General features: G+C 66.7%; 20 protein-coding genes. 16 read left to right on the forward strand and 4 right to left on the reverse strand.

Annotated features, from left to right (window positions below; genetic code table 11):
• Positions 1-10 precede the first annotated feature (10 nt).
• Genes LDJ84_RS17425 through LDJ84_RS17440 form a run of 4 tightly spaced genes read left to right on the forward strand, consistent with a single transcriptional unit; the run spans position 11 to position 5,765 of the window.
• Positions 11-1,561 carry a TolC family protein gene (locus LDJ84_RS17425; RefSeq protein WP_024764709.1) on the forward strand — a complete coding sequence of 517 codons (1,551 nt, stop codon included), beginning with the start codon at positions 11-13 and terminating at the stop codon, positions 1,559-1,561.
• Positions 1,542-2,327 (forward strand): efflux RND transporter periplasmic adaptor subunit, encoded by a 786-nt coding sequence (locus tag LDJ84_RS17430; protein WP_065084372.1) that lies wholly within the window; start codon positions 1,542-1,544, stop codon positions 2,325-2,327. The genes LDJ84_RS17425 and LDJ84_RS17430 overlap by 20 nt, the downstream gene beginning before the upstream one ends.
• A complete protein-coding gene (locus LDJ84_RS17435; RefSeq protein ID WP_065084371.1) occupies positions 2,320-3,660 on the forward strand; it encodes an efflux RND transporter periplasmic adaptor subunit in 1,341 nt (446 codons plus the stop codon). Before LDJ84_RS17430 ends, LDJ84_RS17435 begins: the two co-directional genes overlap by 8 nt.
• Positions 3,661-3,665: 5 nt before the next feature.
• Positions 3,666-5,765: an HlyD family efflux transporter periplasmic adaptor subunit gene (locus LDJ84_RS17440; protein WP_170859455.1), complete on the forward strand. Its 2,100-nt coding sequence runs from the start codon at positions 3,666-3,668 to the stop codon at positions 5,763-5,765.
• Positions 5,766-5,837: 72 nt separating this feature from the next.
• Here LDJ84_RS17440 and panB read toward each other — a convergent pair whose 3' ends face one another.
• Complete coding sequence (panB, locus tag LDJ84_RS17445; RefSeq protein ID WP_196912450.1) at positions 5,838-6,662, reverse strand: 3-methyl-2-oxobutanoate hydroxymethyltransferase; 825 nt, start codon at positions 6,660-6,662, stop codon at positions 5,838-5,840.
• An 86-nt stretch (positions 6,663-6,748) separates the two neighbouring features.
• Between panB and LDJ84_RS17450 the strand changes: the two genes are divergently transcribed.
• From LDJ84_RS17450 to LDJ84_RS17465, 4 genes are all read left to right on the forward strand, one after another.
• Positions 6,749-7,543: an AraC family transcriptional regulator gene (locus LDJ84_RS17450; RefSeq protein ID WP_024767246.1), complete on the forward strand. Its 795-nt coding sequence runs from the start codon at positions 6,749-6,751 to the stop codon at positions 7,541-7,543.
• A 109-nt stretch (positions 7,544-7,652) separates the two neighbouring features.
• Positions 7,653-9,980 carry a 5-methyltetrahydropteroyltriglutamate--homocysteine S-methyltransferase gene (metE, locus tag LDJ84_RS17455; protein ID WP_226045122.1) on the forward strand — a complete coding sequence of 776 codons (2,328 nt, stop codon included), beginning with the start codon at positions 7,653-7,655 and terminating at the stop codon, positions 9,978-9,980.
• 179 nt (positions 9,981-10,159) lie between these two features.
• Positions 10,160-10,924 carry a precorrin-6A synthase (deacetylating) gene (gene cobF / locus LDJ84_RS17460; protein ID WP_226045123.1) on the forward strand — a complete coding sequence of 255 codons (765 nt, stop codon included), beginning with the start codon at positions 10,160-10,162 and terminating at the stop codon, positions 10,922-10,924.
• A gap of 121 nt (positions 10,925-11,045) precedes the next feature.
• Positions 11,046-11,612, forward strand: a complete 567-nt coding sequence (locus LDJ84_RS17465; protein WP_226045124.1) for a cysteine dioxygenase family protein — start codon at positions 11,046-11,048, stop codon at positions 11,610-11,612.
• A gap of 6 nt (positions 11,613-11,618) precedes the next feature.
• Here LDJ84_RS17465 and LDJ84_RS17470 read toward each other — a convergent pair whose 3' ends face one another.
• A complete protein-coding gene (locus tag LDJ84_RS17470) occupies positions 11,619-12,395 on the reverse strand; it encodes an IclR family transcriptional regulator (RefSeq protein ID WP_226045125.1) in 777 nt (258 codons plus the stop codon).
• Between the two features lie 177 nt (positions 12,396-12,572).
• Between LDJ84_RS17470 and LDJ84_RS17475 the strand changes: the two genes are divergently transcribed.
• From LDJ84_RS17475 to LDJ84_RS17490, 4 genes are all read left to right on the forward strand, one after another.
• Positions 12,573-13,331, forward strand: coding sequence for an ABC transporter substrate-binding protein (locus LDJ84_RS17475; RefSeq protein WP_054907100.1), 759 nt, complete (start codon positions 12,573-12,575; stop codon positions 13,329-13,331).
• Positions 13,332-13,403: 72 nt separating this feature from the next.
• Positions 13,404-14,060: an amino acid ABC transporter permease gene (locus tag LDJ84_RS17480; protein ID WP_038803618.1), complete on the forward strand. Its 657-nt coding sequence runs from the start codon at positions 13,404-13,406 to the stop codon at positions 14,058-14,060.
• Positions 14,057-14,800 (forward strand): amino acid ABC transporter ATP-binding protein, encoded by a 744-nt coding sequence (locus LDJ84_RS17485; protein WP_024767240.1) that lies wholly within the window; start codon positions 14,057-14,059, stop codon positions 14,798-14,800. The genes LDJ84_RS17480 and LDJ84_RS17485 overlap by 4 nt, the downstream gene beginning before the upstream one ends.
• Positions 14,797-16,083 (forward strand): NAD(P)/FAD-dependent oxidoreductase, encoded by a 1,287-nt coding sequence (locus tag LDJ84_RS17490; protein ID WP_226045126.1) that lies wholly within the window; start codon positions 14,797-14,799, stop codon positions 16,081-16,083. Before LDJ84_RS17485 ends, LDJ84_RS17490 begins: the two co-directional genes overlap by 4 nt.
• Before the next feature lie 23 nt (positions 16,084-16,106).
• Here the strand turns inward: LDJ84_RS17490 and LDJ84_RS17495 are convergent, their stop codons facing one another.
• Positions 16,107-16,880, reverse strand: coding sequence for an AraC family transcriptional regulator (locus LDJ84_RS17495; protein ID WP_084359674.1), 774 nt, complete (start codon positions 16,878-16,880; stop codon positions 16,107-16,109).
• Positions 16,881-17,101: 221 nt separating this feature from the next.
• Here LDJ84_RS17495 and LDJ84_RS17500 point away from each other — a divergent pair, with 221 nt between their 5' ends.
• The 4 genes from LDJ84_RS17500 to LDJ84_RS17515 all read left to right on the forward strand — a co-directional run bounded on the left by LDJ84_RS17500 (position 17,102) and on the right by LDJ84_RS17515 (position 22,197).
• Positions 17,102-18,196 carry a polyamine ABC transporter substrate-binding protein gene (locus tag LDJ84_RS17500; RefSeq protein WP_226045127.1) on the forward strand — a complete coding sequence of 365 codons (1,095 nt, stop codon included), beginning with the start codon at positions 17,102-17,104 and terminating at the stop codon, positions 18,194-18,196.
• 205 nt (positions 18,197-18,401) lie between these two features.
• A complete protein-coding gene (locus LDJ84_RS17505; protein WP_024767284.1) occupies positions 18,402-19,760 on the forward strand; it encodes a glutamine synthetase family protein in 1,359 nt (452 codons plus the stop codon).
• Between the two features lie 41 nt (positions 19,761-19,801).
• Entirely contained in the window at positions 19,802-20,887 is a 1,086-nt protein-coding gene (locus LDJ84_RS17510) for a polyamine ABC transporter substrate-binding protein (protein WP_226045128.1), read from the forward strand.
• A gap of 14 nt (positions 20,888-20,901) precedes the next feature.
• Positions 20,902-22,197 carry an NAD(P)/FAD-dependent oxidoreductase gene (locus LDJ84_RS17515; RefSeq protein ID WP_024767286.1) on the forward strand — a complete coding sequence of 432 codons (1,296 nt, stop codon included), beginning with the start codon at positions 20,902-20,904 and terminating at the stop codon, positions 22,195-22,197.
• A 124-nt stretch (positions 22,198-22,321) separates the two neighbouring features.
• On the opposite strand, the gene LDJ84_RS17520 is transcribed toward LDJ84_RS17515, so the two are convergent.
• Entirely contained in the window at positions 22,322-23,122 is an 801-nt protein-coding gene (locus LDJ84_RS17520) for a helix-turn-helix domain-containing protein (RefSeq protein ID WP_226045129.1), read from the reverse strand.
• Positions 23,123-23,278 lie beyond the last annotated feature (156 nt).

Genomic DNA, 23,278 nt, shown 5'->3' on the forward strand with positions numbered 1-23,278 from the left:
AGGACAGAACATGCCCGCCTATGCACTGAAATGCCTGAGCGCCACCATCACCGTGAGTATTCTGCTCAGCGCCTGTTCGGCGTTCGAGCCCAAGCCTTACACCGAGGAGGAAATGCGCCAGCGGGTGATCGAGGACCAGGCACGGATGTACAAGGAGCAGGAACCGGTCGGCGGGCCGATCACCTTCTACGAAGCCTCCGCGCGCGCGTTGAAGTACAACCTCGACTACCGCCTCAAGCTGCTGGAAAGCGCGCTGGCCTCCGACCTGCGCGACGTCACCAGCCACGAGATGCTGCCGCGGGTGGTCGCCTCCGCCGGCTATGCCGGGCGCAACAACGACTCGGGCGGCACCTCCATCGGCATCGAGGACCGCCAGGTCAGCTTGCGGCCCTCGACGTCCGAGGAGCGCTACCGCCAGCTCTACAGCCTCGGCCTGTCCTGGAGCCTGCTGGACTTCGGCGTCGCCTACTACCGCACCCAGCAGAAGAACGACCAGATGCTGATGGCCGAGGAGCGCCGCGAGAAGGTCGCGCAGAACGTCCTGCAGGACGTGCGCAACGCCTACTGGCGCGCCCTGGGCGCCCAGCGCCTGCTGCCGGAAGTGGACGGCCTGCTGATGCGCACCCACCGCGCCCTGACCTCCGCCCGCGAGGCCGAAGGCAAGGGCCTGCTGCCGCGCCAGGACATCCTCGCCTACCAGCGCGCCCTGCTCGACTCGGTATACATGCTCACCGTGCGCCGCCAGGACCTGGAATTCGCCCGCGCCGAGCTGGCCGCGCTGATGTCGCTGCCGCCGAACACGAAAATGGTCCTGGCCGACGTCGGCGAACAGCCGCTGCCGCTGGTGACCAACAACATCGACCAGCTGGAACGGCTCTCCCTGGAGCGCCGCCCGGAAATCATGGAGGAGTGGTACCGCAAACGCGTCGACATGAACGACCTGAAGATCGCCAAGGCCCAGCTGTGGCCCAACGTGAGCTTCAACTACGGCTACGAGTACGACTCCAACAAGTACCTGTACAACAACGACTGGAACCAGACCGGCATCAACGTCTCGATGAACCTGCTGCGTCTGGCGCAGTACCCGGACATCAAGGCCGCCGAGGCGAGCCAGGAGAAGACCGACGACATGCGCCGCACCGCGCTGTCCATGGCCATCCTCACCCAGGTCCGGGTCGGCCTGCTGCGCTACCAGCTGGCGCGCCAGGAAGTGGAGTTCGCCGACGAGAGCCTGCGCGTCGACCAGAGCCTGCTCAGCTATGCGCAGTCCGCCCGTGGCGCCGCCCTGGGCAGCGAGCTGGAGCTGATCCGCGCCGAGGGTCGCTACCTGCTCTCGCGCTACCAGCGCGAGGCCGCCTACTCCGATGCCCAGGCCGCCTGGGGCCGCCTGTACAACTCGGTGGGCTTCGAGGTGATGCCCAAGGAGATCGAGAACCACGACGTGAAGACACTGGCCCGCGAGATCCAGCGCACCCTCGAACAGCAGACCAGCACCAACCTCCTCGCCAGCAGCACCCCGAGCAGTCAACAAGGAAGCGCCAATGCCGCACCTGCGCAGTAAACCGTCGTACCTGCTTCTCCCGTTATGCCTGATGTTCCTGCAGCCGGCGCTGGCCGACGATGCCACCAGCGGCCTGCCGCCACTGCCCGACAGCCAGGATCCCGGCGCCATCCGCGTGCTGCTGGTCTCCGCCCTGGAAACCACCCTCTCAGCGCAGATGAACGGCACCCTTGGCGCGCTCAAGGCCAATCTGGGCGACAAGGTCGCCAAGGACACCGAGCTGGCCCAGCTCAACTGCGTCGAAGTCAACGCCCGCGCCAAGGTCGCCGCCGCCGAGCTGAACATGGCCCGCGCCAACCTCGCCGCCAAGCAGAACCTGCGCAAGCTCGAGGCGGTGGGCGACCTGGAGGTCGCCATGGCCAATACCGAGCTGCAGAAGGCCGACGGCGCTCTCACCCTGGCGCGGGCGCAGGCCGGTTACTGCCTGGTCGATGCGCCCTTCTCCGGGCGTATCGCCAAGGTCTACGTCAAGCCGTACCAGACGGTTTCCGCCGGCACGCCGCTGTTCGACCTGGTCAGCGATGGCGCGCTGAAAGTGCGCCTCAACGTGCCCTCCTCGATGCTGCCCAACCTGCGCCCGGACATGCCGCTGGAGGTGGACATCCACGAGACCGGCAAGCACTACCCGGCCAAGGTCAGCGTGATCAACGCACGCGTCGACGCCGTGGCGCAGACCGTGGAACTGGAGGCGAAGCTGGATGCCAGCTACCCGGAACTGATCGCTGGCATGAGCGGGGTCGCGCGCTTCCCCGAAAGCCATGAGTGAGCTGCTGCCGCCACCCCAGCTGCTGCTGAGCCTGGCCAATGTACGCGACAGGGCACTGGCGGCCGACTCCCTCGGCGGCCTGGCCTTCAGCATCGCCAACGACCTGTTCCCGTTGCTGCGCTTCCACCAGGCGCTGGTGTTCGCCTGCCACGACACGCGCAACGAACTGCTGGCGGTGTCCGGCCTGGCCAAGCCCACCGAGGATTCGCCCTACCTGGTCTGGCTGGAACGCGCCAGCCGCTGGGTTGCCACGCAATTGCCCGACGCCACGCCCGCCTGGCTGGCCCGTGACGCCACTGCGCCGCCGGCGGATATCGCCGAAGGCTGGGGCGAATGGTGGCCGGCCGGCCTCTGGTGCGTGCCGCTGCACGACCGTGCGGGCAAACGCCTGGGGCTGGTGCTGTTCCTCCTCGACGAAGCACCGGCGCGCAACCTGCAGCCGCTGCTGCAAGGCATCTGGCAGACCTGGGCGCACGCCTGGGCCTCCTTCGGTCCGCGCAGCAAACTGCGCTACTGGCGGCCCAGCAAACGCCAGGTGCTGGTCGCCGTCATCGCGCTGGCCGCGCTGCTGCTGATCCCGGTGCGGCAGACGGCACTGGCACCGGCGGAGGTCGTCTCGCGCAACGCCCAGGTGATCAGCTCGCCGATCGATGGGGTCATCGTCAAGATGCTGGTTCGCCCCAACCAGAGCGTGGAGGTCGGTACTCCGCTCTTCGAGCTGGACGAAACCACCCTGCGCAGCCGCGCCGACGTGCTGAGCAAGGAAGTCGCGGTGGCCGATGCCGAGCTCATGGCCGCCAGCCAGCGGGCCTTCGACAATCCGCAGAGCAAGAGCGAACTCACGGTGCTCGACGGCCGCGCCCGCCAGCGCCGGGCCGAACTGGCCGCCGTGCAGGCGCAGCTCGCACGCACCCGCGTGCTCGCTCCGCGTGCCGGCGTGGCCGTGTACAGCGACCCCAACGACTGGCTGGGCAAACCGGTGGTCACCGGCGAGCGCATCCTGCAGATCGCCGACCCGAAGGCGCCGGGCATGCGCATCCAGCTGCCGGTCGCCGATGCCATAGCACTGGAGCCGGGGGCGAAGGTGGCGCTGTTCCTCACCGCCTACCCGCTCGACCCGCTGCATGGGGAAATCCTCGACACCAGCTACCAGGCCAAGCCCAGTGAAGAAGGCGTGGCCTCCTACCGCCTGCTGGCCAGCGTGCAGGACGCGCCGCCCCACGCCCGTCTTGGCCTGCACGGCACCGCCAAGCTCTATGGCGAACGTGTGGTGCTCGGTTACTACCTGCTGCGGCGGCCCCTGGCTTCGCTGCGCGCCTGGACAGGCTGGTAGCTTCGATGGAGATCGCCGCCGAAGACCTGCCCACCCCGCCCTTGCGTGACGACCTGCGCCTCGACGAAGCCGCACCCGGCCCGGACGGCGAGCCGGTGTGGGTGATTCACGACAGCGTGCTCAACCGCTTCTACCGCATCGGCTGGCTGGAGTTCGAATGCCTGCTGCGCTGGGAGCAGACGCCCCGGCAGATCAGCGAGCAGATCGCCGAGCAGACCGCGCTCAAGCCCGAGGCCGAGCAGGTGCTGGGCTTTCGCCAGTTCCTCGAACAGCACCAGTTGCTCCGCCCCGGCGCCGAAGCCCTGGCCCGGCTCCAGGCTCGCAGCGAGGGCGGCTCCTGGATGAGCTGGAACTGGTGGCTACACCACTACCTGTTCTTCCGCATCCCGCTGATTCGCCCGCAGCGCTTCCTGCGCGCCATCGCCGGCAGCCTCGACTGGCTGTTCAATCGCTACGTGGCGATGCTGGTGCTGCTCCTGAGCCTCGCCGGCATCGTGCTGGTGACGCACCAGTGGGACACCTTCACCCATGACGTGGTGGAGTCCTTCTCCTTCGAGGGGCTGCTCAGCTTTGCCGCCGCCCTGGTGGTGGCCAAGACGCTCCACGAACTGGGCCACGCGCTGGTGGCGACGCGCCTGGGGTTGAAGGTGGCGCACATGGGCATCGCCTTCGTGGTGATGTGGCCGATGCTCTATACCGATACCGGCGAGAGCTGGAAACTGCGCAGCAACCGCCAGCGCCTGGCGATCGCCAGCGCCGGGATCATCACCGAACTGGGGCTGGCCGGCCTCTCCACACTGGGCTGGGCGCTGGCCGATCCGGGCCCGTTGCGCAATGCGCTGCTGTACCTGGCGACCACCAGTTGGGCGCTGTCGCTGGCCCTGAACGCCAGCCCCTTCATGCGCTTCGACGGCTACTTCATCACCTCCGACCTGCTCGACTTCCCCAACCTGCACGAGCGCGCCGGCGCCCTGGCCCGCACGACACTGCGGCGCAACCTGCTGGGGCTGGACGAGCCCTGGCCGGAGCACTTCCCGACCGGCAAGCGCCGGGCGTTGGTGGCCTTCGCCTTTGGCACCTGGGTCTACCGCCTGCTGCTGTTCCTCGGCATCGCCGTAGCGGTCTATTACTTCTTCTTCAAACTGCTGGGGATCTTCCTGTTCGCCGTGGAAATCAGCTGGTTCATCGTTCAGCCCGTGTGGCGCGAACTCAAGGTCTGGTGGCAGCGCCGCGCGGAAGTGAAGCCGCGCCGCAAGCTGGTCTTTCTGGCCGTGCTCGGCGGCGTGCTGCTCCTGCTCGCCATTCCATGGCGCACCCAGGTGCACGCCATGGGGGTGGCCCGCGCGGCGCAGCAACTGCACGTCTATGCCCCCTTCCCGGCACTGCTGCGCGACCTGCGCCCTGGCGGCGCGGTCGGCCAGGGGGAAACGCTCGCGGTGATGGAAGAGCCCGACATCGCCGCCAAGGTGCGCGGCAGCGAAGCCGGCATCCGTGGCTACCAGGGCCGCCTGGCCGGCATGCTGGCCGACCCGTCCGGCCTCGCCGAGGAAGCCGTCACCCGCCAGCGCCTGGGTGTGGAGTACCAGCAGGCACGGGCCGCCCGCAATGAAATGGCGCGGCTGAACCTCCAGGCGCCCTTTGCCGGCCAGTGGCGGGACGTCAACCCGGACTGGAAACCCGGCCAGTGGATCAATACCCGCGAGCCCATCGGCGTACTGGTGGACCCGCGGCACTGGCTGGTGGATGCCTACGTCAAGCAGGACGAAGTGCAGCGCCTCACCGACGGCGGCCGCGTGCGCTTCTACCCCGAGGGCGTGCCCAGCCCCATCGAAGGCCAGGTGGTGCTGATCGGCACCACGCGCATCAGCCAGCTGGAGCAACCGATGCTCGCTTCGCGCTACGGCGGCCCGCTGAACGTCAACCCGCAGGGCGATACCCTGGTGCCCAACCCGGCGCTGTTCCATGTGCTGGTGAAGCTCGATGGCGCGCCGCCGGGCCTGCACGAGACCCGCGGGAACCTGCAGATCGAGGGCGCCAGGCGCAGCTGGCTGGGCGAAGGTTTCACCCGCCTGCTGGCGGTCGCCCTGCGCGAAAGCGGGTTCTAGCAGCCACCCTGCGGGAACGGGTCACCGCCGTGATCCGTCCGCAGGGACGAGCCCCGCTCGGGCGCCAGCGCGTCAATCCTTCGCCATCCCGAAGCAATGCCGCGCCTGCGGGAACTGCCGCTCGCGCACCTCGCGGGCAAAGCGTTGCGCCGCCGCCGAGATCAGCTCGTCCACCCGCACATACTGCTGCGCGAAGCGCGGAATCTGTTCGCCGGAAAGCCCCAGCATGTCCTCGCTCACCAGCACCTGCCCGGCGCAGGCAGGAGACGCGCCGATACCGACCACCGGGATCTCCAGCCGCTCGCAGACCTGTCGCGCCAAGGGTTCCAGCACGCCTTCGAGCACCACGCTGAACGCCCCGGCGGCTGCCACCGCTTCGGCATCGCGCAGCACCCGAGCCGCACCGGCTTCTTCCTTGCCCTGCACCTTGAAGCCGCCCAGGGCATTGACCTTCTGCGGCATCAGGCCGATATGCGCCATCACCGGAATGCCCCGCTCGACCAGGAACGCAATGGTCTCGGCCATTTCCGCACCGCCCTCCAGCTTCACGGCCTGCGCGCCGCTTTCCGCGAGCACCCGCGCGGCGGCCAGGAAGGCCTGCTGCGGCGAGGCCTGGTAACTGGCGAAAGGCAGGTCCACCACCACGCAGGCGCGCTGGGAGCCACGGGCCACCGCGGCGCCATGGGCGATCATGGTGTCCAGGCTGACGGCCAGCGTGTCCGGCAGGCCGTAGAGCACCATGCCCAGCGAATCGCCCACCAGCAGTACGTCGACGTGCGGGTCGAGCAAACGCGCCATGGGTACCGAGTAAGCCGTCAGCACGACCAGGCTGCCGGGCTCGCGGCGCTGGCGAATCTCCAGGGTGGACAGGCGTTGTTGCGGGCGATGGCTGCTCATGCGGTTTCCTCTTCACGGGCTGATATTGATCGGGGAAGACGCTACCATCGGCATCAAGTGGCCCACTTCCGTGAGAGAGACAAGCTATGCCGTCGACGGGACAGGTTCCTCTGGCGCTTCCCGGCTTCGCCGCCCTGCCCCGGCCGGTCTGGCTGCGCGCCTTCGACATGCCGGCCGGCCACAGCGTGGAGCCGCATACCCATCCCTGGGGCCAGCTGATGTACGCCGCCAGCGGAGTGCTGGAGGCCAGCACCGAGCAGCATGCCTGCCTCATCCCGCCCCGGCGCGCCATGTGGCTGCCAGCGGGGGTCACGCACAGCGTGCGGGCACGCACCGCCGTGGTGTTCCGCAGTTTCTACCTGGCCCCGGAGATCGCCGCCGGGCTGGGGCCGTGCCGCGTCGTGGAGATTTCGCCACTGCTGGACAACCTCATCCAGCGCGCCAGCGAATTCGCCAGCGACTACCCTGACGAAGGGCCGGAAGCCCGGCTGATGCAGGTGCTGGTCGATGAGCTGCACAATGCGCCGGACTCCGGCCTGGACCTGCCGCTGCCGCGCGATGCCCGCCTGCGGCGGGTCACCGATCACCTGCAGGAACACCCCGGCGAGCGGCTGGGCATCGAAGACTGGGCACAGCGCGTCGGCGCCTCGCGGCGCACCCTGGCGCGGCTGTTCCGCGACGAGACCGGGCTGTCGTTCCGCGAGTGGCGCGAGCGGGTACGGCTGCTCGCGGCGCTGCCGAGGCTGGAACGCGGCGAGTCGGTCACGCTGATCGCGGGCGAGCTGGGCTATGAATCCACCTCGGCCTTCATCGAACTGTTCCAACGCCAGCTCAGGACCTCGCCAGGAGCCCTGGCGCGGCAGATGCGTGCGGGAAGCTGACACGAACCAACATGAGTAAATCTTATGTTCATCACGAGAACATTGAGTTTGTCTCATGAAGGCGCGCCACGGAGAATTTCCCCATCGTTGATTCAATGGAGAGATTCACATGGCGTTCGCACACAACCTCGGCTTCCCCCGCATCGGCCGCGACCGCGAGCTGAAGAAGGCTCAGGAAGCCTTCTGGAAAGGCGAACTGGATGAAGCCGGCCTGCGCGCCGTCGGCCGCGAACTTCGCGCCGCCCACTGGCAGGTGCAGAAGAACGCCGGCATCGAATTGCTGCCGGTGGGCGACTTCGCCTGGTACGACCAGGTCCTGGCCCACTCGCTGACCTTCGGCGTGATCCCCGAGCGTTTCCGCGACCGGGGCGATGCCAAACCGACGCTGCAGACCCTGTTCGCCATGGCGCGCGGCGCCGTGGCGACGGACTGCAGCACCGGCTGCTGTGGTGCCCACGCCCAGCCCCTTCTCGCACAAGAGCTAACCAAGTGGTTCGACACCAACTATCACTACCTCGTCCCGGAATTCAGCGCTGAACAGCAGTTCGCACTGAGCTGGGAGCAACTGTTCGAGGAAGTGGACGAAGCCCACGCCCTCGGCCACACGGTGAAACCTGTGGTGATCGGCCCGCTGACCTACCTCTGGCTGGGCAAGACCAAGGGCAGCGACTTCGACAAGCTCGACCTCGTCGAGCGCCTGCTGCCGCTCTACGGCCAGATCTTCCGCCGCCTCGCCGCGCAAGGCGTGGAGTGGGTGCAGATCGACGAGCCGATCCTCGCCCTCGACCTGCCGCAAGCCTGGAAGAACGCCTTCGAGCGCACCTACAACCTGCTGCAGAGCGAGCCGCTGAAGAAGCTGGTGGCCACCTACTTCGGCGGCCTGGACGACAACCTGGGACTGGCCGCCGGCTTGCCGGTGGATGGCCTGCACCTCGATCTGGTGCGCGCTCCCGAGCAGTTCCCGAGCATCCTCGACCGCCTGCCGGCCTACAAGATTCTCTCCCTCGGCGTGGTCAACGGCCGCAATGTCTGGCGCTGCGATCTGGAGAAAACCCTGGAAGTACTGCGCTACGCCCATGACCGTGTCGGCGAACGCCTGTGGGTCGCCCCCTCCTGCTCGCTGCTGCACAGCCCGGTGGACCTGGAGCGCGAGGACAAACTGGATACCGAGCTGAAGAGCTGGCTGGCGTTTGCCGTGCAGAAGTGCGCCGAAGTTGCCCTGCTCGCCCGCGCCGTCAATGAACCGCAGGCGCCGGATGTCCTTGCCGCCCTGGAGCAGAGCCGCGCCGTGCAAGCCAGCCGGGCCGCCTCGCCGCGCATCCACAAGCCGCAGGTGAAGGCCCGCCTGGCCGCCGTGAATGCCGCCGACAGCCAGCGCCAATCGCCCTTTGCCCAGCGCATCGTCAAGCAGCGCGCCGGCCTGGACCTGCCGGACTTCCCCACCACCACCATCGGCTCTTTCCCGCAGACGGCCTCCATTCGCCTCGCGCGGCAGGCGTTCAGGCAGGGCAAACTGAGCGCCGCCGACTACACCGAGGCGATGCACAGCGAAATCCGCCATGCCGTGGAAATCCAGGAACAACTGGGCCTTGACGTGCTGGTACACGGCGAGGCCGAGCGCAACGACATGGTCGAGTACTTCGCCGAGCAACTCGACGGCTACCTCTTCACCCGCTTCGGCTGGGTGCAGAGCTACGGCTCACGCTGCGTGAAGCCGGCCGTGATCTTCGGCGACCTCAGCCGCCCGCAACCGATGACCGTGGAGTGGATCCGCTACGCCCAGAGCCTCACCGCGAAGGTCATGAAAGGCATGCTGACCGGCCCGGTGACCATGCTGACGTGGTCCTTCCCGCGCGAGGATATCTCGCGCGAGGAGCAGGCACGCCAGTTGGCCCTGGCGATCCGCGACGAAGTGGTCGACCTGGAGGCCGCCGGCATCCGCATCGTGCAGATCGACGAAGCCGCGTTCCGCGAAGGGCTCCCGCTGCGCCGCAACGACTGGGGCGGCTACCTGGCCTGGACCACCGAAGCCTTCCGCCTGTGCGCCTCCGGCGTGCGCGACGAAACGCAGATCCACACCCACATGTGCTACAGCGAGTTCAACGACGTGATCGAGTCCATCGCCGCCATGGACGCCGATGTGATCACCATCGAGACCTCGCGCTCGGACATGGAGCTGCTGGAGGCCTTCGAGAAGTTCGAATATCCCAACGAGATCGGCCCAGGCGTCTACGACATCCACTCGCCGCGCGTGCCGGGCAAGGACGAGATGGTCAAGCTGCTGCGCAAGGCGGCGCAGCGCATTCCCGCCGAACGCCTGTGGGTCAACCCGGACTGCGGCCTGAAGACCCGCGCCTGGCCGGAAACCGAAGCGGCGCTGGTGAACATGGTCGCGGCCGCCCGCGAGCTGCGCAAGGACGTGGCGCTGCTGGGCTGAATGCGGGTCGATGACGCCCCGTAGGGCGCATAACGCCCCAGGCGTTATCCGCCACGGCGGATAACCCGTGCCGGGTTATCCGCCCTACGTTGCTGCTACCGCGTCGATCCGGCAGATGAGCGCGGCGCCGGACAGGCGTAGTCTTGAAGCCCTTCGATCCACGGCACGCAGGACCAGACATGAAGCAGCTGCTCATCATCGGCATCGGCGCAGGCGACCCCGAGTACCTCACCGTCCAGGCCATCAACGCGATGAACCGCGCGGACGTGTTCTTCCTCATGGACAAGGGCGCGAGCAAGGACAAGCTGAACCGGCTGCGCCGGGACATCCTGCAGCGCTACGTCAACCACTCCGGCTACCGCATCGTCGAGGCCGACAGCCCCGAGCGCGTGCGCGAAGGCGACTACACCGGGCAGGTGCGCGACCTCAACCAGGCCAAGCAGCAGGTTTTCGAGCGGCTGATCAGCGATGAACTACCGGACGGCCAGTGTGGCGCCTTCCTCGTCTGGGGCGACCCGTCACTGTACGACAGCACCCTGCGCATCCTCGACGCGATCCTGCGCCAGGGGCGCGTGCAGTTCGACTACGAGGTCATCCCCGGCATCACCAGCGTGCAGGCCCTCGCGGCGCGCCACCGGGTGCCGCTGAATGCCATCGGCCAGTCGGTGCAGATCACCACCGGTCGGCGCCTGGCCGAAGGTTTCCCGGACAACGCAGAGAGTGTCGTGGTGATGCTCGACGCCGAGGACACCTACCGCCAGCTGGAGGACCCGCAGCTGGAAATCTACTGGGGCGCCTACGTCGGCACACCCGATGAGATCCTCCGCAGCGGCCGGCTCGTCGAGGTTGCTGAAGACATCCAGCGCACCCGCCGCGAAGCCCGCGAGGCCAACGGCTGGATCATGGACACCTACCTGCTGCGGCGCGCGCCGAAAGGCGATTGAGCAACCACGCAGGGCGGATAACCTCTGCCGGGGTTTGCGCCCTGCGGTTCCGGGCAGGCTCGGCAAAAGCGACTAGAGTGATTTCCGTTGTGTCGCCAACACCCGCCGGAGCGCACCGCTCATGCCGCATGCCACCCTCTCCCGCTTCATCGACCAGGCCACCCGCCTGAGCCGCGAGGAATCCGAACCCTGCCAGTGCGTGGCCTCGCTGGCACCCTTCATGATGGAACTGCTCGCCCATGCCGGTGACTTCCTCGAAGCGCACCACTACCAGAGCGACCCGGCCCACTATGCGCGCAACCTGATCTACCAGTCGCCGGACGACAACCTGTCGCTCTATGCCCTCGTCTGGTCCCCGGGCCAGTGGACGCCGGTTCACGACCACGGCAGCTGGGGTGTGGTCGGCATTGTCGAAGGCGTGCTGGAGGAGCGCAGCTACGTCTGCCTCTCGGTCGACCGCTCGCGAGACGACGGCATCGAACTGGTCAAGGGCGGCATGATCCTGCTGCCACCGGGTGCGGTGACCAGCTTCGTGCCCAATCCCGACCACATCCACGTCACCGGCGTCCCGGCCGACCGCACACGGGCAGTCAGCCTGCACCTGTACGGACGGATGATGAACAACTACCACATCTACGATGTCGAGGCCGGCACACGGCACTTCGTCGAGGTGGAGCACAACGGTTGAGCCGCCTTACAGCGTCCTGATCGACGTACTGATCGCCCTGGCGCACTCAATGGCCACCGGCGCCAGGCGGCGCTCGGCATCCTCGCGACTCCAGCGGCTGGTGGGCGCCACCACGTGTACCGAGGCCACCGGGCGGCCCTGACTGTTGCGTACCGGCGCAGCCACCGCCATGTCTCCCAGGAACAGTTCCTCGCTGTTGATCGCATAACCCTTGCGGCGAATCTCGGCGATCTCGGCGAGGATTTCCTCCAGCGAAGTGCGGGTGTACTGGGTGTGGCTGGACAGGTCGCTGTCCCGCAGCAGCTCCAGCACCTCGTCGTCGCTCAGCGCACTGAGGAATGCGCGGCCCGAAGCGGTGCAGTACATCGGGATGCGGCTGCCGATGGGCAGGTGGATCGGGATGAATTTCGGCCCCACGAAGCGCGCCACGTAGAGCATGTCGGTGCGCACCGGCTCGGTGAGGTTGGTGGTTTCGCCGGTGGTCTGTGCCAGCTCCGCGAGGAAGGGGTTGGCGACGTCCACCAGGGTGTCGGCGGCGAGGTAGTTGTAGCCGATCTCCATCACCTGCGGGGTCAGCTGGAAGCGCTTGGTCTGGGGGTGCTTGCAGACATACCCCAGCGCTTCGAGCGTATGGATCATCCGCTGCGCGGAGCTCTTGGTAATGTCGGCGGCCTCCGCCACTTCCGCCAGGTTCATGGTGCGGCTGCGCGCGTTGAAGGCACGCAGCACGGCCAGGCCCTTTTCCAGCGACTGGTTGAACAGGCTGTTTTCGTTGTCGCTCATGTCTCGTCCTTGCGAAGGATCAGGTTCTTATTAGATTGCAAATATCGATATGCGATATTTATAAATCTCTTTACGATTCTTGTAAATCATTTATATTGCGACCAATGCCTCCTGCCGATACTCGAGGCTATCCATAACGCATAAAGACAACAAACCGCGTCAAATGGGAGTTCATCCATGCATCCTCGCCTCCGCGTGTTTTCCTGCGCCCTCGCGCTCGTCGCCAGCTGCGCCGCATCCCTGGCCGCCCAGGCCGAACCTCTGAAAGTCGGCGCCACCGCCACCGGCGTTCCCTTCACCTTCCTCGACGTCAAGACCAACAGCATCCAGGGCATGATGGTCGACTCCGCGCAGGCCGTGGCCAAGGCCGGCGGCTTCGAAGTAGAGATCGCCCAGACCACCTTCGCCGCGCTGATCCCCTCGCTCACCGCGAAGAAGATCGACCTGATCTCCGCTGCCATGCTGCGCACTCCCGAGCGGGAGAAAGTGGTGCAGTACTCCGACCCGGTGTTCGAGTACGGCGAAGGCCTGGTGGTACGCGCCGACGACGACAAGGCCTACACCAGCATGGATGACTTCAAGGGCGAGATCGTTGGCGCCCAGGTTGGCACCATCTTCATCGACAAGCTCAACCAGCGCGGCATCTTCAAGGAAGTGCGCGGCTACGACTCCCTCGCCGACCTCACCCGCGACCTGGCCCTGGGGCGCATCAAGGCCGGCTTCGGCGACCACCCGATCCTCGCCTACCAGATGGCCAAGGGCAGCCTGAAGAAGGTGCGCCTGGTGGACAGCTACCAGCCGCAGATCAAGGGCGAAGTCTGCCTGATCCTGCGCCAGGGCGACCCGGCTCTGCTCGCCCAGGTGAACAAGGGCATCGCCAGCATCAAGGCCGACGGCACCCTCGCCGGCATCATCGACAAGTGGCACCTGGACTGACGGTCGCCCTTCTCGCGCGCCTCCTGCGCCCGGCCACGGGCGCTCTCTGATTTACGCTCACGGACACTTCCCATGTTTCTCCAGAATGCTCTGGACTTCCTGCCCATTCTCCTGAGTGGCGCGGTGGTCACCGTGCAGGTCACGATTGCGTCGTTCCTGCTCAGCTCGCTCATCGGCCTGGCCTTCGCCCTGATGATGGTGTCGAAGATTCGCGCCGTGGCGCTATTCGGCATCTCCGTGGTCAACGTGATCCGCGGCCTGCCGATCATCGTGCAGCTGTTCTACATCTACTTCGTGCTGCCGGACTTCGGCGTGCAGCTCAGCGCCATGCAGGCCGGCATCATCGGCCTGGGCATCGCCTATTCGGCGTACCAGGCGGAGAACTTCCGCGCCGGCATCCAGGCTATCCAGCAGGGGCAGATCGAAGCCGCCGAATCCCTCGGCATGCGCGGCCCGATGATCATGCGCCGGGTGGTGCTGCCGCAGGCGTTCCGCATCGCCCTGCCGCCCTACGGCAACACCCTGGTGATGATGCTCAAGGACTCCTCGCTGGTGTCCACCATCACCGTGGCCGAGATGACCCGCGCCGGTCAGCTGATCGCCTCCTCGACCTTCGAGAACATGACCGTCTACACCCTGGTGGCCCTGCTCTACCTGGCTCTGAGCCTGCCGCTGTCGTACGCCCTGCGCCGCCTCGAAGCGCGCATCGCCACGAGGAAGAAAGCATGATCCGCATCCAGTCGCTGCACAAAAGCTACGGCAGCACCCGTGTCCTCGAAGGCATCGACCTGTCCGTGGAGAGCGGCCAGGTGGTGTGCCTGATCGGCCCGTCCGGCTCGGGCAAGTCCACCCTGCTGCGCTGCATCAACGGCCTGGAGACCTACGAGGGTGGCGACATTCTCGTGGGCCAGGAGCGTGTCGACCGCCACGCCAACTCCATCCACGAAATCCGCACCCAGGTGGCGATGGTCTTCCAGCGCTTCAACCTGTTCCCCCACCGCACCGCGCTGCAGAACGTGATGGAAGGCCCGGTGTACGTGAAGAAGGAACGCCCGGGCGAGGCCCGCGAGCACGCCCGCGCGCTGCTGGAAAAAGTCGGCCTGAGCCATCGCATGGATGCCTACCCGGACGAACTCTCCGGCGGCCAGCAGCAGCGCGTCGCCATCGCCCGCGCCCTGGCCATGCGGCCCAAGGCAATCCTCTTCGACGAGCCGACCTCGGCGCTGGACCCGGAGCTGGTCGGTGAGGTGCTGGCGGTGATGCGCAAGCTCGCCGACGAAGGCATGACCATGGTCGTGGTCACCCACGAGATGGGCTTCGCCCGAGAAGTGGCGGACAAGGTGTGCTTCCTCTATGGCGGGCGCATCGTCGAGGAAGGCGCGGCCAAGGACGTGCTCGGCGCGCCGAGCCAGCCGCGCACCCAGGAATTCCTCCGCCGCCTGCTCAACACCGACGGAGGCCAGGCATGAACGCCCAGCCCCTGGCACTGCCACCCTCGCTCTGGGCAGCCACCGCGAACGCCGGCCCGGCAACACCGGCGCTGGCTGAAGACAAGCAGGTCGACGTCGCCATCGTCGGCGCCGGCTACACCGGCCTGGTCACGGCGCTGCACCTGGCCCGCAATGGCGTGCGCGTCTGCGTGCTGGACGCCGGCGAGCCCGGCTGGGGAGCTTCCGGGCGCAACGGCGGGCAAGTGATTCCCGGCCTCAAGCATGACCCCGACGACCTGCGCCGGATGTTCGGCGGCGACAAGGCCGAGCGCCTGATCGAAGTTGCCGGGGGCGCTGCCGATGAAGTCTTCGCGCTGATCCGCCGCTACGACATCGACTGCGAAGCCACCCGCAAGGGCTGGATTCAACCGGCCGCCTCCCCGGCCGCCCTGCGCGCCATCGAAAAACGCGCCGAGCAGTGGCGCCAGCGCGGCGTGCCGGTGGAGATGCTCGACAAGAGCAGCGTCGCCCAGCGCATCGGCAGCAACGACTACCTCGGCGCCTGGGTCGACCCGCGCGCCGGCAGCGTGCAGCCGCTGAGCTACGTGCGTGGCCTGGCCCGCGCCGCACTGGCCGAAGGTGCCGCGATTCACGGCCACAACCGCGTGACCGGGTTGCGCCGCCACGGCAGCGGCTGGCAGCTCAGCACGGCCACCGGGCACAGCGTGACTGCCGAGCGCGTTGTCCTCGCCACCAACGGTTATACCGACGACCTGTGGCCGAAGCTGCGGCAGACGGTGATCGCCGCCAACAGCTTCATCGTCGCCACCAAACCCCTGCCGGAGAACCTGCGGCGCAGCGTGCTGCCGGGTGGCGAGGTCTGCTCGGATGCGCGTCGCCTGCTGCTGTACTTCAAGCAGGACGCCCGCGGCCGGCTCTTGCTGGGTGGCCGCGGCCCGTTCGCCGAGCCGCGCTCGCCCGGTGACTGGCTGCATCTGAAGCGTTCGCTGCTGGGGCTGTTCCCGCAGCTGGCCGAGGTCGAGTTCGAGTACCAGTGGAGTGGCCGCGTGGCGCTGACGCCGGATTTCATGCCGCGGCTGCACGAACCGGCGCCGAACCTGAGCATCCTGCTGGGCTACAACGGCCGCGGCATTGCCATGGCTTCCGCCCTGGGCCGCCACCTGGCAGAGCGCCTGCTGGACCGCGAGAAGGACTTCCCCTTCCCGGTCACGCCGGTGCGGCCGATCCCCTTCCACGGGCTGCAGCGCCTCTATCTCGGCGTCGGTATCGCCTGGTACCGGCTGCTCGACGCGGTCCTCTGACCGAGCCCGGCCTGACGCCTGCGTCAGGCCGGGCCTCCCTCCTGCATGGCCGCCAGGTACGCACGCGGCGGCTGCCCGGTGTGCTCGCGGAAGCAGCGGTAGAACACCGACAACGAATTGAAGCCCACCGCGAACGCCAGTTCGTCGATGCGCGCCGCCGGCTCCTCGCGCAGGCGCTCCAGCAGGTGGCCGATGCGCGCCTGGTTCAGGTAGCGGTAAAAGCTCTGCCCGAGCACCTGGTTGAGCAGGTAGGAAATCTGGTTGCGCGTGTAGCCGGTGGCCCGTGCCAGGCGCTCCAGGTCCATCTCCGGATCGAGATAGGGATGGGCGCTGCCGAAGTAGGACTCGATATCCAGCAGCATCTTCCCCACCTGCGCGGAGTTCAGACCGAGGCGGCGCTGGTCCTTGACGCCCTCCTCGCGCTGCTCGCGCACGGGCGTGGCGTACTCATGGACGCGCCAGATCAGCCCATCGCGCACGGTGATCGCCTCGCTGGCGCGGAACGAGGCCAGCCGGCTGCTGCGCCGCAGCGTCAGGCGCGAGCGGTACTGGATGAACGCGGTGTCGCCATCGGCACGGATCTGGTCGATATGCTCGATGTGATGCTGCGGGCTGCGCGGCATCGCCGTGCGGATGTAGCCGGGCAGCTCGCTGGCGGGGATTTCCAGGTCGTTGTAGAAGTCGCAGTACTGCACCTGCGGATGGAACATCGCCAGCACGCCTTCGACGTCGCGATTCATCCAGCACCGGTGGTAGCGCGTGACCACTTCGCGGGTGCGCTCGGTTTCTTCATTCATGGTTTTCCCTCCGCCCAGGCCCGCAGCGTAGGGCGCGAGGATCGCGCTGCACAGTGCCGCGGGTCCGCAGCAGCATCGCCGATTCCGCCCGTGCACGGAAGAACGACGCAAAACCGCGCCACGCCTAGTTTTCGGCCAGGGCCGAAAACAACAGAACAAGGCCCGATTCCCACCTGCCGATCGCATGGGCGCTGCGCAAGCCGGCGCCCTCAGGAGTGAAGATGAACAAGCGTGCTTTGGGTTGTCTGGCCGGCCTGCTGGCCGGTGTCGCGTTGCCGGTGATGGCGGCGCCGCAGGAAGTGCATTTCGCCAACTGGGCCGACTACATCGGGCCGACCGTGCTGCAGGACTTCCAGAAGGAAACCGGGATAAGGGTGGTGCTCGACGCCTTCGAGTCCGACGAAGTGCTGGAAGCCAAGCTGCTCACCGGGCATTCGGGCTTCGACGTGGTGGTGCCCTCGGCGGACTTCCTCGCCCGCCAGCTCAAGGCCGGCGTCTACCGCCCGCTGGACGACGCGCTGCTGCCCAACCGCAAGAACCTCGACCCCGACCTGCTGGCCCGCGTCGCCCTGTCCGACCCCGGCAACCGCTTCGCCGTGCCTTACCTCTGGGGCACCGTCGGCGTGGGCTACAACCCGGCCAAGGTCAAGGCCGCGCTGGGCGCCGACGCGCCGCTGGACTCCTGGGACCTGGTGTTCAAGCCGGAGAACCTCGCCAAACTCAAGGGCTGCGGCGTGGCCTTCCTCGACTCGCCGGCGAAGATCCTGCCGCTGGCCCTGCACTACCTGGGCAAGGACCCGAACAGCAACAACCCGGCGGACTACGAGGCGGGCACCAGGCTGCTGGAAAGCCTCAAGCCCTCGGTGACCTACTTCAGCTCGACCAAGTACATCGCCGATCTCGCCAACGGCAACGTCTGCGTGGCCATCGGCTTCTCCGGCGACGTGCTGCAGGCGCAGAAGAGCGCCCAGGATGCTGGCGGTTCGGTGCGGGTGGAATACAGCGTGCCGAAGGAAGGCACCAACATCTGGTTCGACAACCTGGCCATCCCCAAGGATGCACGCAACCCCGAGGGCGCCCACGCATTCATCAACTACCTGATGCGCCCGGACGTGATCGCCAGGACCAGCGACTACCTGCACTACGCCAACGCCAACGTGCCGGCCAAGGCGCTGATGGACCAGAAGGTCCGCGAGAACCCGGCGGTCTACCCGAATGCCGAACTGGTCAAGGGCATGTATGTCAGCCTGCCGCCGAGCCCATCGATCCTGCGCCTGATCACCCGCGACTGGAGCCGGATCAAGTCCGGGGTCTGATTCCCAAACCGCTCCTTTTGCACCAGCAGCCCCGGTCGCCACGGCGTCCGGGGCTTTCTGCATTGGAAGCAGGCGCTTTTTTGCAGCGATTCCCAAGCCTTGCGGAAAGTGGATAGAACACACTCCCGCCTCCAGCCGACACTAGTCTCGCCTGGCAGCAAGATGCTGTGCGTGCATCCATTACAAAATCAAAACCGAGGCTTGTATGACCACCCCCGCCGAGCAACTGGAGCAACGGCTGAAGCAACAGAAAATCACCGAAGTCGAATGCGTGGTGAGCGATCTCACCGGCATCGCCCGCGGCAAGATTTCTCCCACCAACAAGTTCCTCGGCGAGGGGGGCATGCGTCTCCCCGAAAGTGTTCTGCTGCAGACGGTCACCGGCGATTTCGTCGATGACGACGTCTATTACGACCTGCTCGACGAAGCGGACATCGACATGGTCTGCAAGCCCGACCCGGACGCCATCTTCCTGGTGCCCTGGGCGCTGGAGCCGACCGCGATGGTCATCCACGACACCTTCGACAAGGTCGGCAACCCCATCGAACTGTCCCCGCGCAACGTCCTCAAGCGCGTACTCAAGCTCTACGCCGACAAGGGCTGGAGCCCGGTGGTGGCGCCGGAGATGGAGTTCTACCTGACCAAGCGCAGCAGCGACCCGGACTTCCCGCTGGAAGCCCCCGTGGGCCGTTCGGGCCGCCCGGAAAGCGGCCGCCAGAGCTTCTCCATCGATGCCGCCAACGAATTCGACCCGCTGTTCGAGGACGTCTACGACTGGTGCGAACTGCAGGGCCTGGACCTCGATACGCTGATCCACGAGGACGGCCCGGCGCAGATGGAAATCAACTTCCGTCACGGCGACGCGCTGAGCCTGGCCGACCAGATCATCGTGTTCAAACGCACCATGCGCGAAGCCGCACTCAAGCATGACGTCAGCGCCACCTTCATGGCCAAGCCGATCACCGACGAGCCCGGCAGCGCCATGCACATTCACCAGAGCGTGCTGGACGTCGCCACCGGCAAGAACATCTTCGCCGCTGAAGACGGCTCCATGAGCCAGCTGTTCCTGCACTACATCGGCGGCCTGCAGAAGTACATCCCGAAAGTGCTGCCGATGTTCGCGCCGAACGTGAACTCCTTCCGCCGCTTCCTGCCGGACACCTCCGCGCCGGTGAACGTCGAATGGGGCGAAGAGAACCGCACCGTGGGCCTGCGCGTCCCCGCTGCTCCTCCGGCCGCCATGCGCGTGGAAAACCGCCTGCCGGGCGCCGATGCCAACCCCTACCTGGCGCTGGCCGCCAGCCTGCTCTGCGGCTACCTGGGCATGATCGAGCAGATCAACCCCAGCGCGGCTGTCCAGGGCCGCGCGTACGAGCGCCGCAACCTGCGCCTGCCGATCACCATCGAGGACGCGCTGCAGCAGATGGAAGACTGCGCCGTGCTCAAGGAATTCCTCGGCGAGAAGTTCGTGCAGGGCTACGTGGCGGTGAAGCGCACCGAGCATGAGAACTTCAAGCGGGTGATCAGCTCCTGGGAGCGTGAGTTCCTCCTGCTGAGCGTCTGACCCTTCTCAACCGACTTCACAACAACAATTCGGGAGTCCCCATGAGACTGCTGCGCACCCTTGCGCCCTTCGCCCTGGCTGCCATTGCCTCGGCCGCACACGCTGAACCGACGGTCAGCATCTACAACTGGACCGACTACATCGCTCCGGACACCCTCGCCGGCTTCCAGAAGACCACCGGGATCAAGCCGGTGTACGACGTCTTCGACTCCAACGAGACCCTGGAAGGCAAGCTGCTGGCGGGCCGCTCGGGCTACGACGTGGTGGTGCCGTCCAACCACTTCCTGACCCGCCAGGTGCAGGCCGGCGTGTTCCTCGAACTCGACCGCAGCCAGCTGCCGAACTGGAAGCACCTGGACCCGACGCTGCTCAAGCTGCTGGAACAGAACGACCCGGGCAACAAGCATTCGGTACCCTACCTGTGGGGCACCAACGGCATCGGCTACAACGTCGCCAAGGTCAAGCAGGTACTGGGCGTCGACAAGATCGATTCATGGTCGGTGCTGTTCGAGCCGGAGAACATCAAGAAGCTCAGCACGTGCGGCGTGGCCTTCATGGACTCGCCCGACGAGATGATCCCCTCGGTGCTCAACTACCTGGGCCTGGACCCCAACAGCACCAACCCGGCGGACTACCCGAAGGCCGAGGCCAAGCTGGTGGCGGTGCGTCCGTACGTCACCTACTTCCACTCCTCGAAGTACATCTCGGACCTGGCCAACGGCAACATCTGCGTGGCCTTCGGCTACTCCGGCGACGTGTTCCAGGCCGCCGCACGGGCCAAGGAAGCGAAGAACGGCATCGAGATCGCCTACAGCATTCCCAAGGAAGGCGCGAACCTGTGGTTCGACCTGATGGCGATTCCCTCGGATGCGACCCATCCGGAACAGGCCCTGGCGTTCATCAACTACATCCTCGATCCGAAGGTGATCGCCGGCATCAGCGAGTACGTCGGTTACCCCAGCGCCAATGCTGACGCCAAGCCCCTGCTGCCCGAGGAAATGCAGAACAACCCCGAGGTCTACCCGAGCCAGGCCGTGCTCGACAAGCTGTACATCGCCAAGGCGCCGCCGCCCAAGATCATGCGCCTGATGACCCGCAGCTGGAGCAAGATCAAGTTCAACCAATGATGCGAGAAAGTCCCATGAAGCACACCGAGGAGCACGCCGCGTCCTATTACGCCGCGACCGCCCGCGACCGTCAGCAGTACCCTTCCCTCACCGGGGATGTGCGGGCAGACGTCTGCGTGATCGGCGGCGGCTTCACCGGCGTGAACGCAGCCCTGGAGCTGGCCCGGCGTGGCCACTCCGTGGTGCTGCTGGAAGCCCGGCGCATCGGCTGGGGCGCCAGTGGACGCAATGGCGGGCAACTGATCCGTGGCATCGGCCATGACGTCAGCGGCTTCGCCAAGTACGTCGGCGAGGAAGGCGTGCAGTATCTGGAGCAGGCAGGTGTCGATTCGGTGGCCCTGGTCGCCGAACGCATCCGCGAGCTTGCCATCGAGTGCGACCTGCGCTGGGGCTTCTGCGAGCTGGCCAATACCCCGGCGCAATATGCCGCCATGGTCCGCGAGCAGGAATCGCTGAGCGCTTCGGATTACCCGCACGAAACCCGGCTGGTACCGCCGGAACGCATGCGCGAAGTGGTCGCCAGCGACTGCTACGCTGGCGGGCACATCGACATGGGCTCGGGCCACCTGCACCCGCTTGACCTGGTGAAGGGCGAGGCCCGGGCGGCCAAGTCCTTCGGCGCGCAGATATTCGAGCAGAGCCCGGTGCTGCGCATCGAGCACGGTGCAACCGCCGTCGTTCACTGCGCCCAGGGCCGCGTGCTGGCGAACACACTGGTACTCGGCTGCAATGCGCACCTGGAGGAGCTGGAACCAAAGCTGACGGGCAAGGTGCTGCCTGCCGGCAGCTACGTGGTAGCCACCGAGCCGCTGTCCGAGGAACTGGCGGCTCAGTTGATCCCGCAGAACATGGCGCTGTGCGACCAGAAGGTGGGGCTGGACTACTACCGCCTGACGGCCGACCGCCGCTTGCTGTTCGGTGGCGCCTGCCACTACTCCGGGCGCGACCCGGCGGACATCGGCGCCTACATGCGGCCGAAGGTGCTCAAGGTGTTCCCCCAGCTGCAACAGGTGAAGCTCGACTACCAGTGGGGCGGCATGATCGGCATCACCGCCAATCGTTTCCCGCAGGTCGGGCGGCTCAAGGCCCATCCCAATGTGTACTTCGCCCAGGGCTATTCCGGCCACGGACTGAACGTCACGCACTGGTCGGCCAAACTGCTCGCCGAAGCCATCCACCAGGGCGAGAGCAAGGGGTTGGACCTGTTCAGCGCCGTCCCCCACCTGACCTTCCCCGGCGGCAAGCTGCTGCGTTCGCCCCTGCTGGCGTTGGGCATGGCGTGGTATCGGGTGCGCGAGCTGATCGGCTGATCAATCGCGCTGCTGTAAACGAAAAGCCCCCGATTCGGGGGCTTTTTCTGTGATCTCTGCACGTCTCGGCCGTGGGACAACCGTCCGCGATGGCTCAGCTACCGCTGCGTTGCAGGCAATGGGATCAGGCCCGGCCGCCCAGTTTGGCCGTCGTCTTCGGATACTCGCCGAACAGCGCGAAATAGGACTGGGAAAACCGCCCGAGGTGCCAGAACGACCATTTCATCGCCACCTCGGCCACGGTCATGCCGGATTCGGCGGCAGCCAGCAGGTCGCGGCGCGCGGCGTTCAGGCGGCGGTTGCGCAGCCAGACGATGGGCGGGATACCGGCGTAATGCAGGAACGACTGCTGCAGCGTGCGTGGCGAGACGCCCGCCTTGGCGGCGAGGTCGGCCATGCCGAACTGCTCGTCGGGGCAGTCGTTCACCACTTCCTTGACCCGCTGCACCACGCGCTTGGCCTGGACGATGGAGCGCGCGCGACGCTCGCCATCCAGGGGCGCCTCGCACAGCAGCGAGAAACAGTTGGACACGATGCTCTGCGCCACGCCCGGTGCATCCATCGGGTCATCGCCCGTCGTCGCGCCGGTCAGGAGGTTGCTCAGCGAGGTTGCCACCGACTGGCAGTGGCCCGAGCGCAGCGGCGTCAGCACCAGGTCGGCGAAGGCATCCGCCGGCTGGCCCCAATGCGCGGACTCCTTGATCACCACCGCCACCTCGCGGTAGTTCTCCGGGGTGACCCAGGCGTTGCGGGTTTCCCCGTCGAGCAGGTAGAGCGCGTTGTCGGACATGTCGAAGCTGAACACCAGCGCACCGGGCGGGGCATGGAATTCCTGCTCCACGCGCAGGTTCATCTGCTCCTCGTAGAGCTCGATCCCCTCGACCTCGGCATGCAGGATGCGCCCGGCGAAGCGCCCGGCGGACATCTGCGTGTACTGCTGTTCCCAACCAGGAATGGCTATTCGCTGCTGATCTACTTCTTGTGCTTCGACAACCCGGATCGCCATACCCAGCCCTGCTGGTTTTTTCAGATGGGGAAGGCTACCAACCGGCGTATACCGCGTGCAAGACGGGTTCAGCTG

Origin of the sequence: Pseudomonas sp. HS-18, from assembly GCF_020401845.1 — a bacterium.
Classification (GTDB): domain Bacteria; phylum Pseudomonadota; class Gammaproteobacteria; order Pseudomonadales; family Pseudomonadaceae; genus Pseudomonas; species Pseudomonas nitroreducens.

Coding starts and splice junctions, on each gene's coding strand:
- LDJ84_RS17425 (WP_024764709.1), top strand. CDS start 11: ATGCCCGCCTATGCACTGAAATGCCTGAGCGCCACCATCACCGTGAGT.
- LDJ84_RS17430 (WP_065084372.1), top strand. CDS start 1,542: ATGCCGCACCTGCGCAGTAAACCGTCGTACCTGCTTCTCCCGTTATGC.
- LDJ84_RS17435 (WP_065084371.1), top strand. CDS start 2,320: ATGAGTGAGCTGCTGCCGCCACCCCAGCTGCTGCTGAGCCTGGCCAAT.
- LDJ84_RS17440 (WP_170859455.1), top strand. CDS start 3,666: ATGGAGATCGCCGCCGAAGACCTGCCCACCCCGCCCTTGCGTGACGAC.
- panB (WP_196912450.1), bottom strand. CDS start 6,662: ATGAGCAGCCATCGCCCGCAACAACGCCTGTCCACCCTGGAGATTCGC.
- LDJ84_RS17450 (WP_024767246.1), top strand. CDS start 6,749: ATGCCGTCGACGGGACAGGTTCCTCTGGCGCTTCCCGGCTTCGCCGCC.
- metE (WP_226045122.1), top strand. CDS start 7,653: ATGGCGTTCGCACACAACCTCGGCTTCCCCCGCATCGGCCGCGACCGC.
- cobF (WP_226045123.1), top strand. CDS start 10,160: ATGAAGCAGCTGCTCATCATCGGCATCGGCGCAGGCGACCCCGAGTAC.
- LDJ84_RS17465 (WP_226045124.1), top strand. CDS start 11,046: ATGCCGCATGCCACCCTCTCCCGCTTCATCGACCAGGCCACCCGCCTG.
- LDJ84_RS17470 (WP_226045125.1), bottom strand. CDS start 12,395: ATGAGCGACAACGAAAACAGCCTGTTCAACCAGTCGCTGGAAAAGGGC.
- LDJ84_RS17475 (WP_054907100.1), top strand. CDS start 12,573: ATGCATCCTCGCCTCCGCGTGTTTTCCTGCGCCCTCGCGCTCGTCGCC.
- LDJ84_RS17480 (WP_038803618.1), top strand. CDS start 13,404: ATGTTTCTCCAGAATGCTCTGGACTTCCTGCCCATTCTCCTGAGTGGC.
- LDJ84_RS17485 (WP_024767240.1), top strand. CDS start 14,057: ATGATCCGCATCCAGTCGCTGCACAAAAGCTACGGCAGCACCCGTGTC.
- LDJ84_RS17490 (WP_226045126.1), top strand. CDS start 14,797: ATGAACGCCCAGCCCCTGGCACTGCCACCCTCGCTCTGGGCAGCCACC.
- LDJ84_RS17495 (WP_084359674.1), bottom strand. CDS start 16,880: ATGAATGAAGAAACCGAGCGCACCCGCGAAGTGGTCACGCGCTACCAC.
- LDJ84_RS17500 (WP_226045127.1), top strand. CDS start 17,102: ATGAACAAGCGTGCTTTGGGTTGTCTGGCCGGCCTGCTGGCCGGTGTC.
- LDJ84_RS17505 (WP_024767284.1), top strand. CDS start 18,402: ATGACCACCCCCGCCGAGCAACTGGAGCAACGGCTGAAGCAACAGAAA.
- LDJ84_RS17510 (WP_226045128.1), top strand. CDS start 19,802: ATGAGACTGCTGCGCACCCTTGCGCCCTTCGCCCTGGCTGCCATTGCC.
- LDJ84_RS17515 (WP_024767286.1), top strand. CDS start 20,902: ATGAAGCACACCGAGGAGCACGCCGCGTCCTATTACGCCGCGACCGCC.
- LDJ84_RS17520 (WP_226045129.1), bottom strand. CDS start 23,122: ATGTCCGCCGGGCGCTTCGCCGGGCGCATCCTGCATGCCGAGGTCGAG.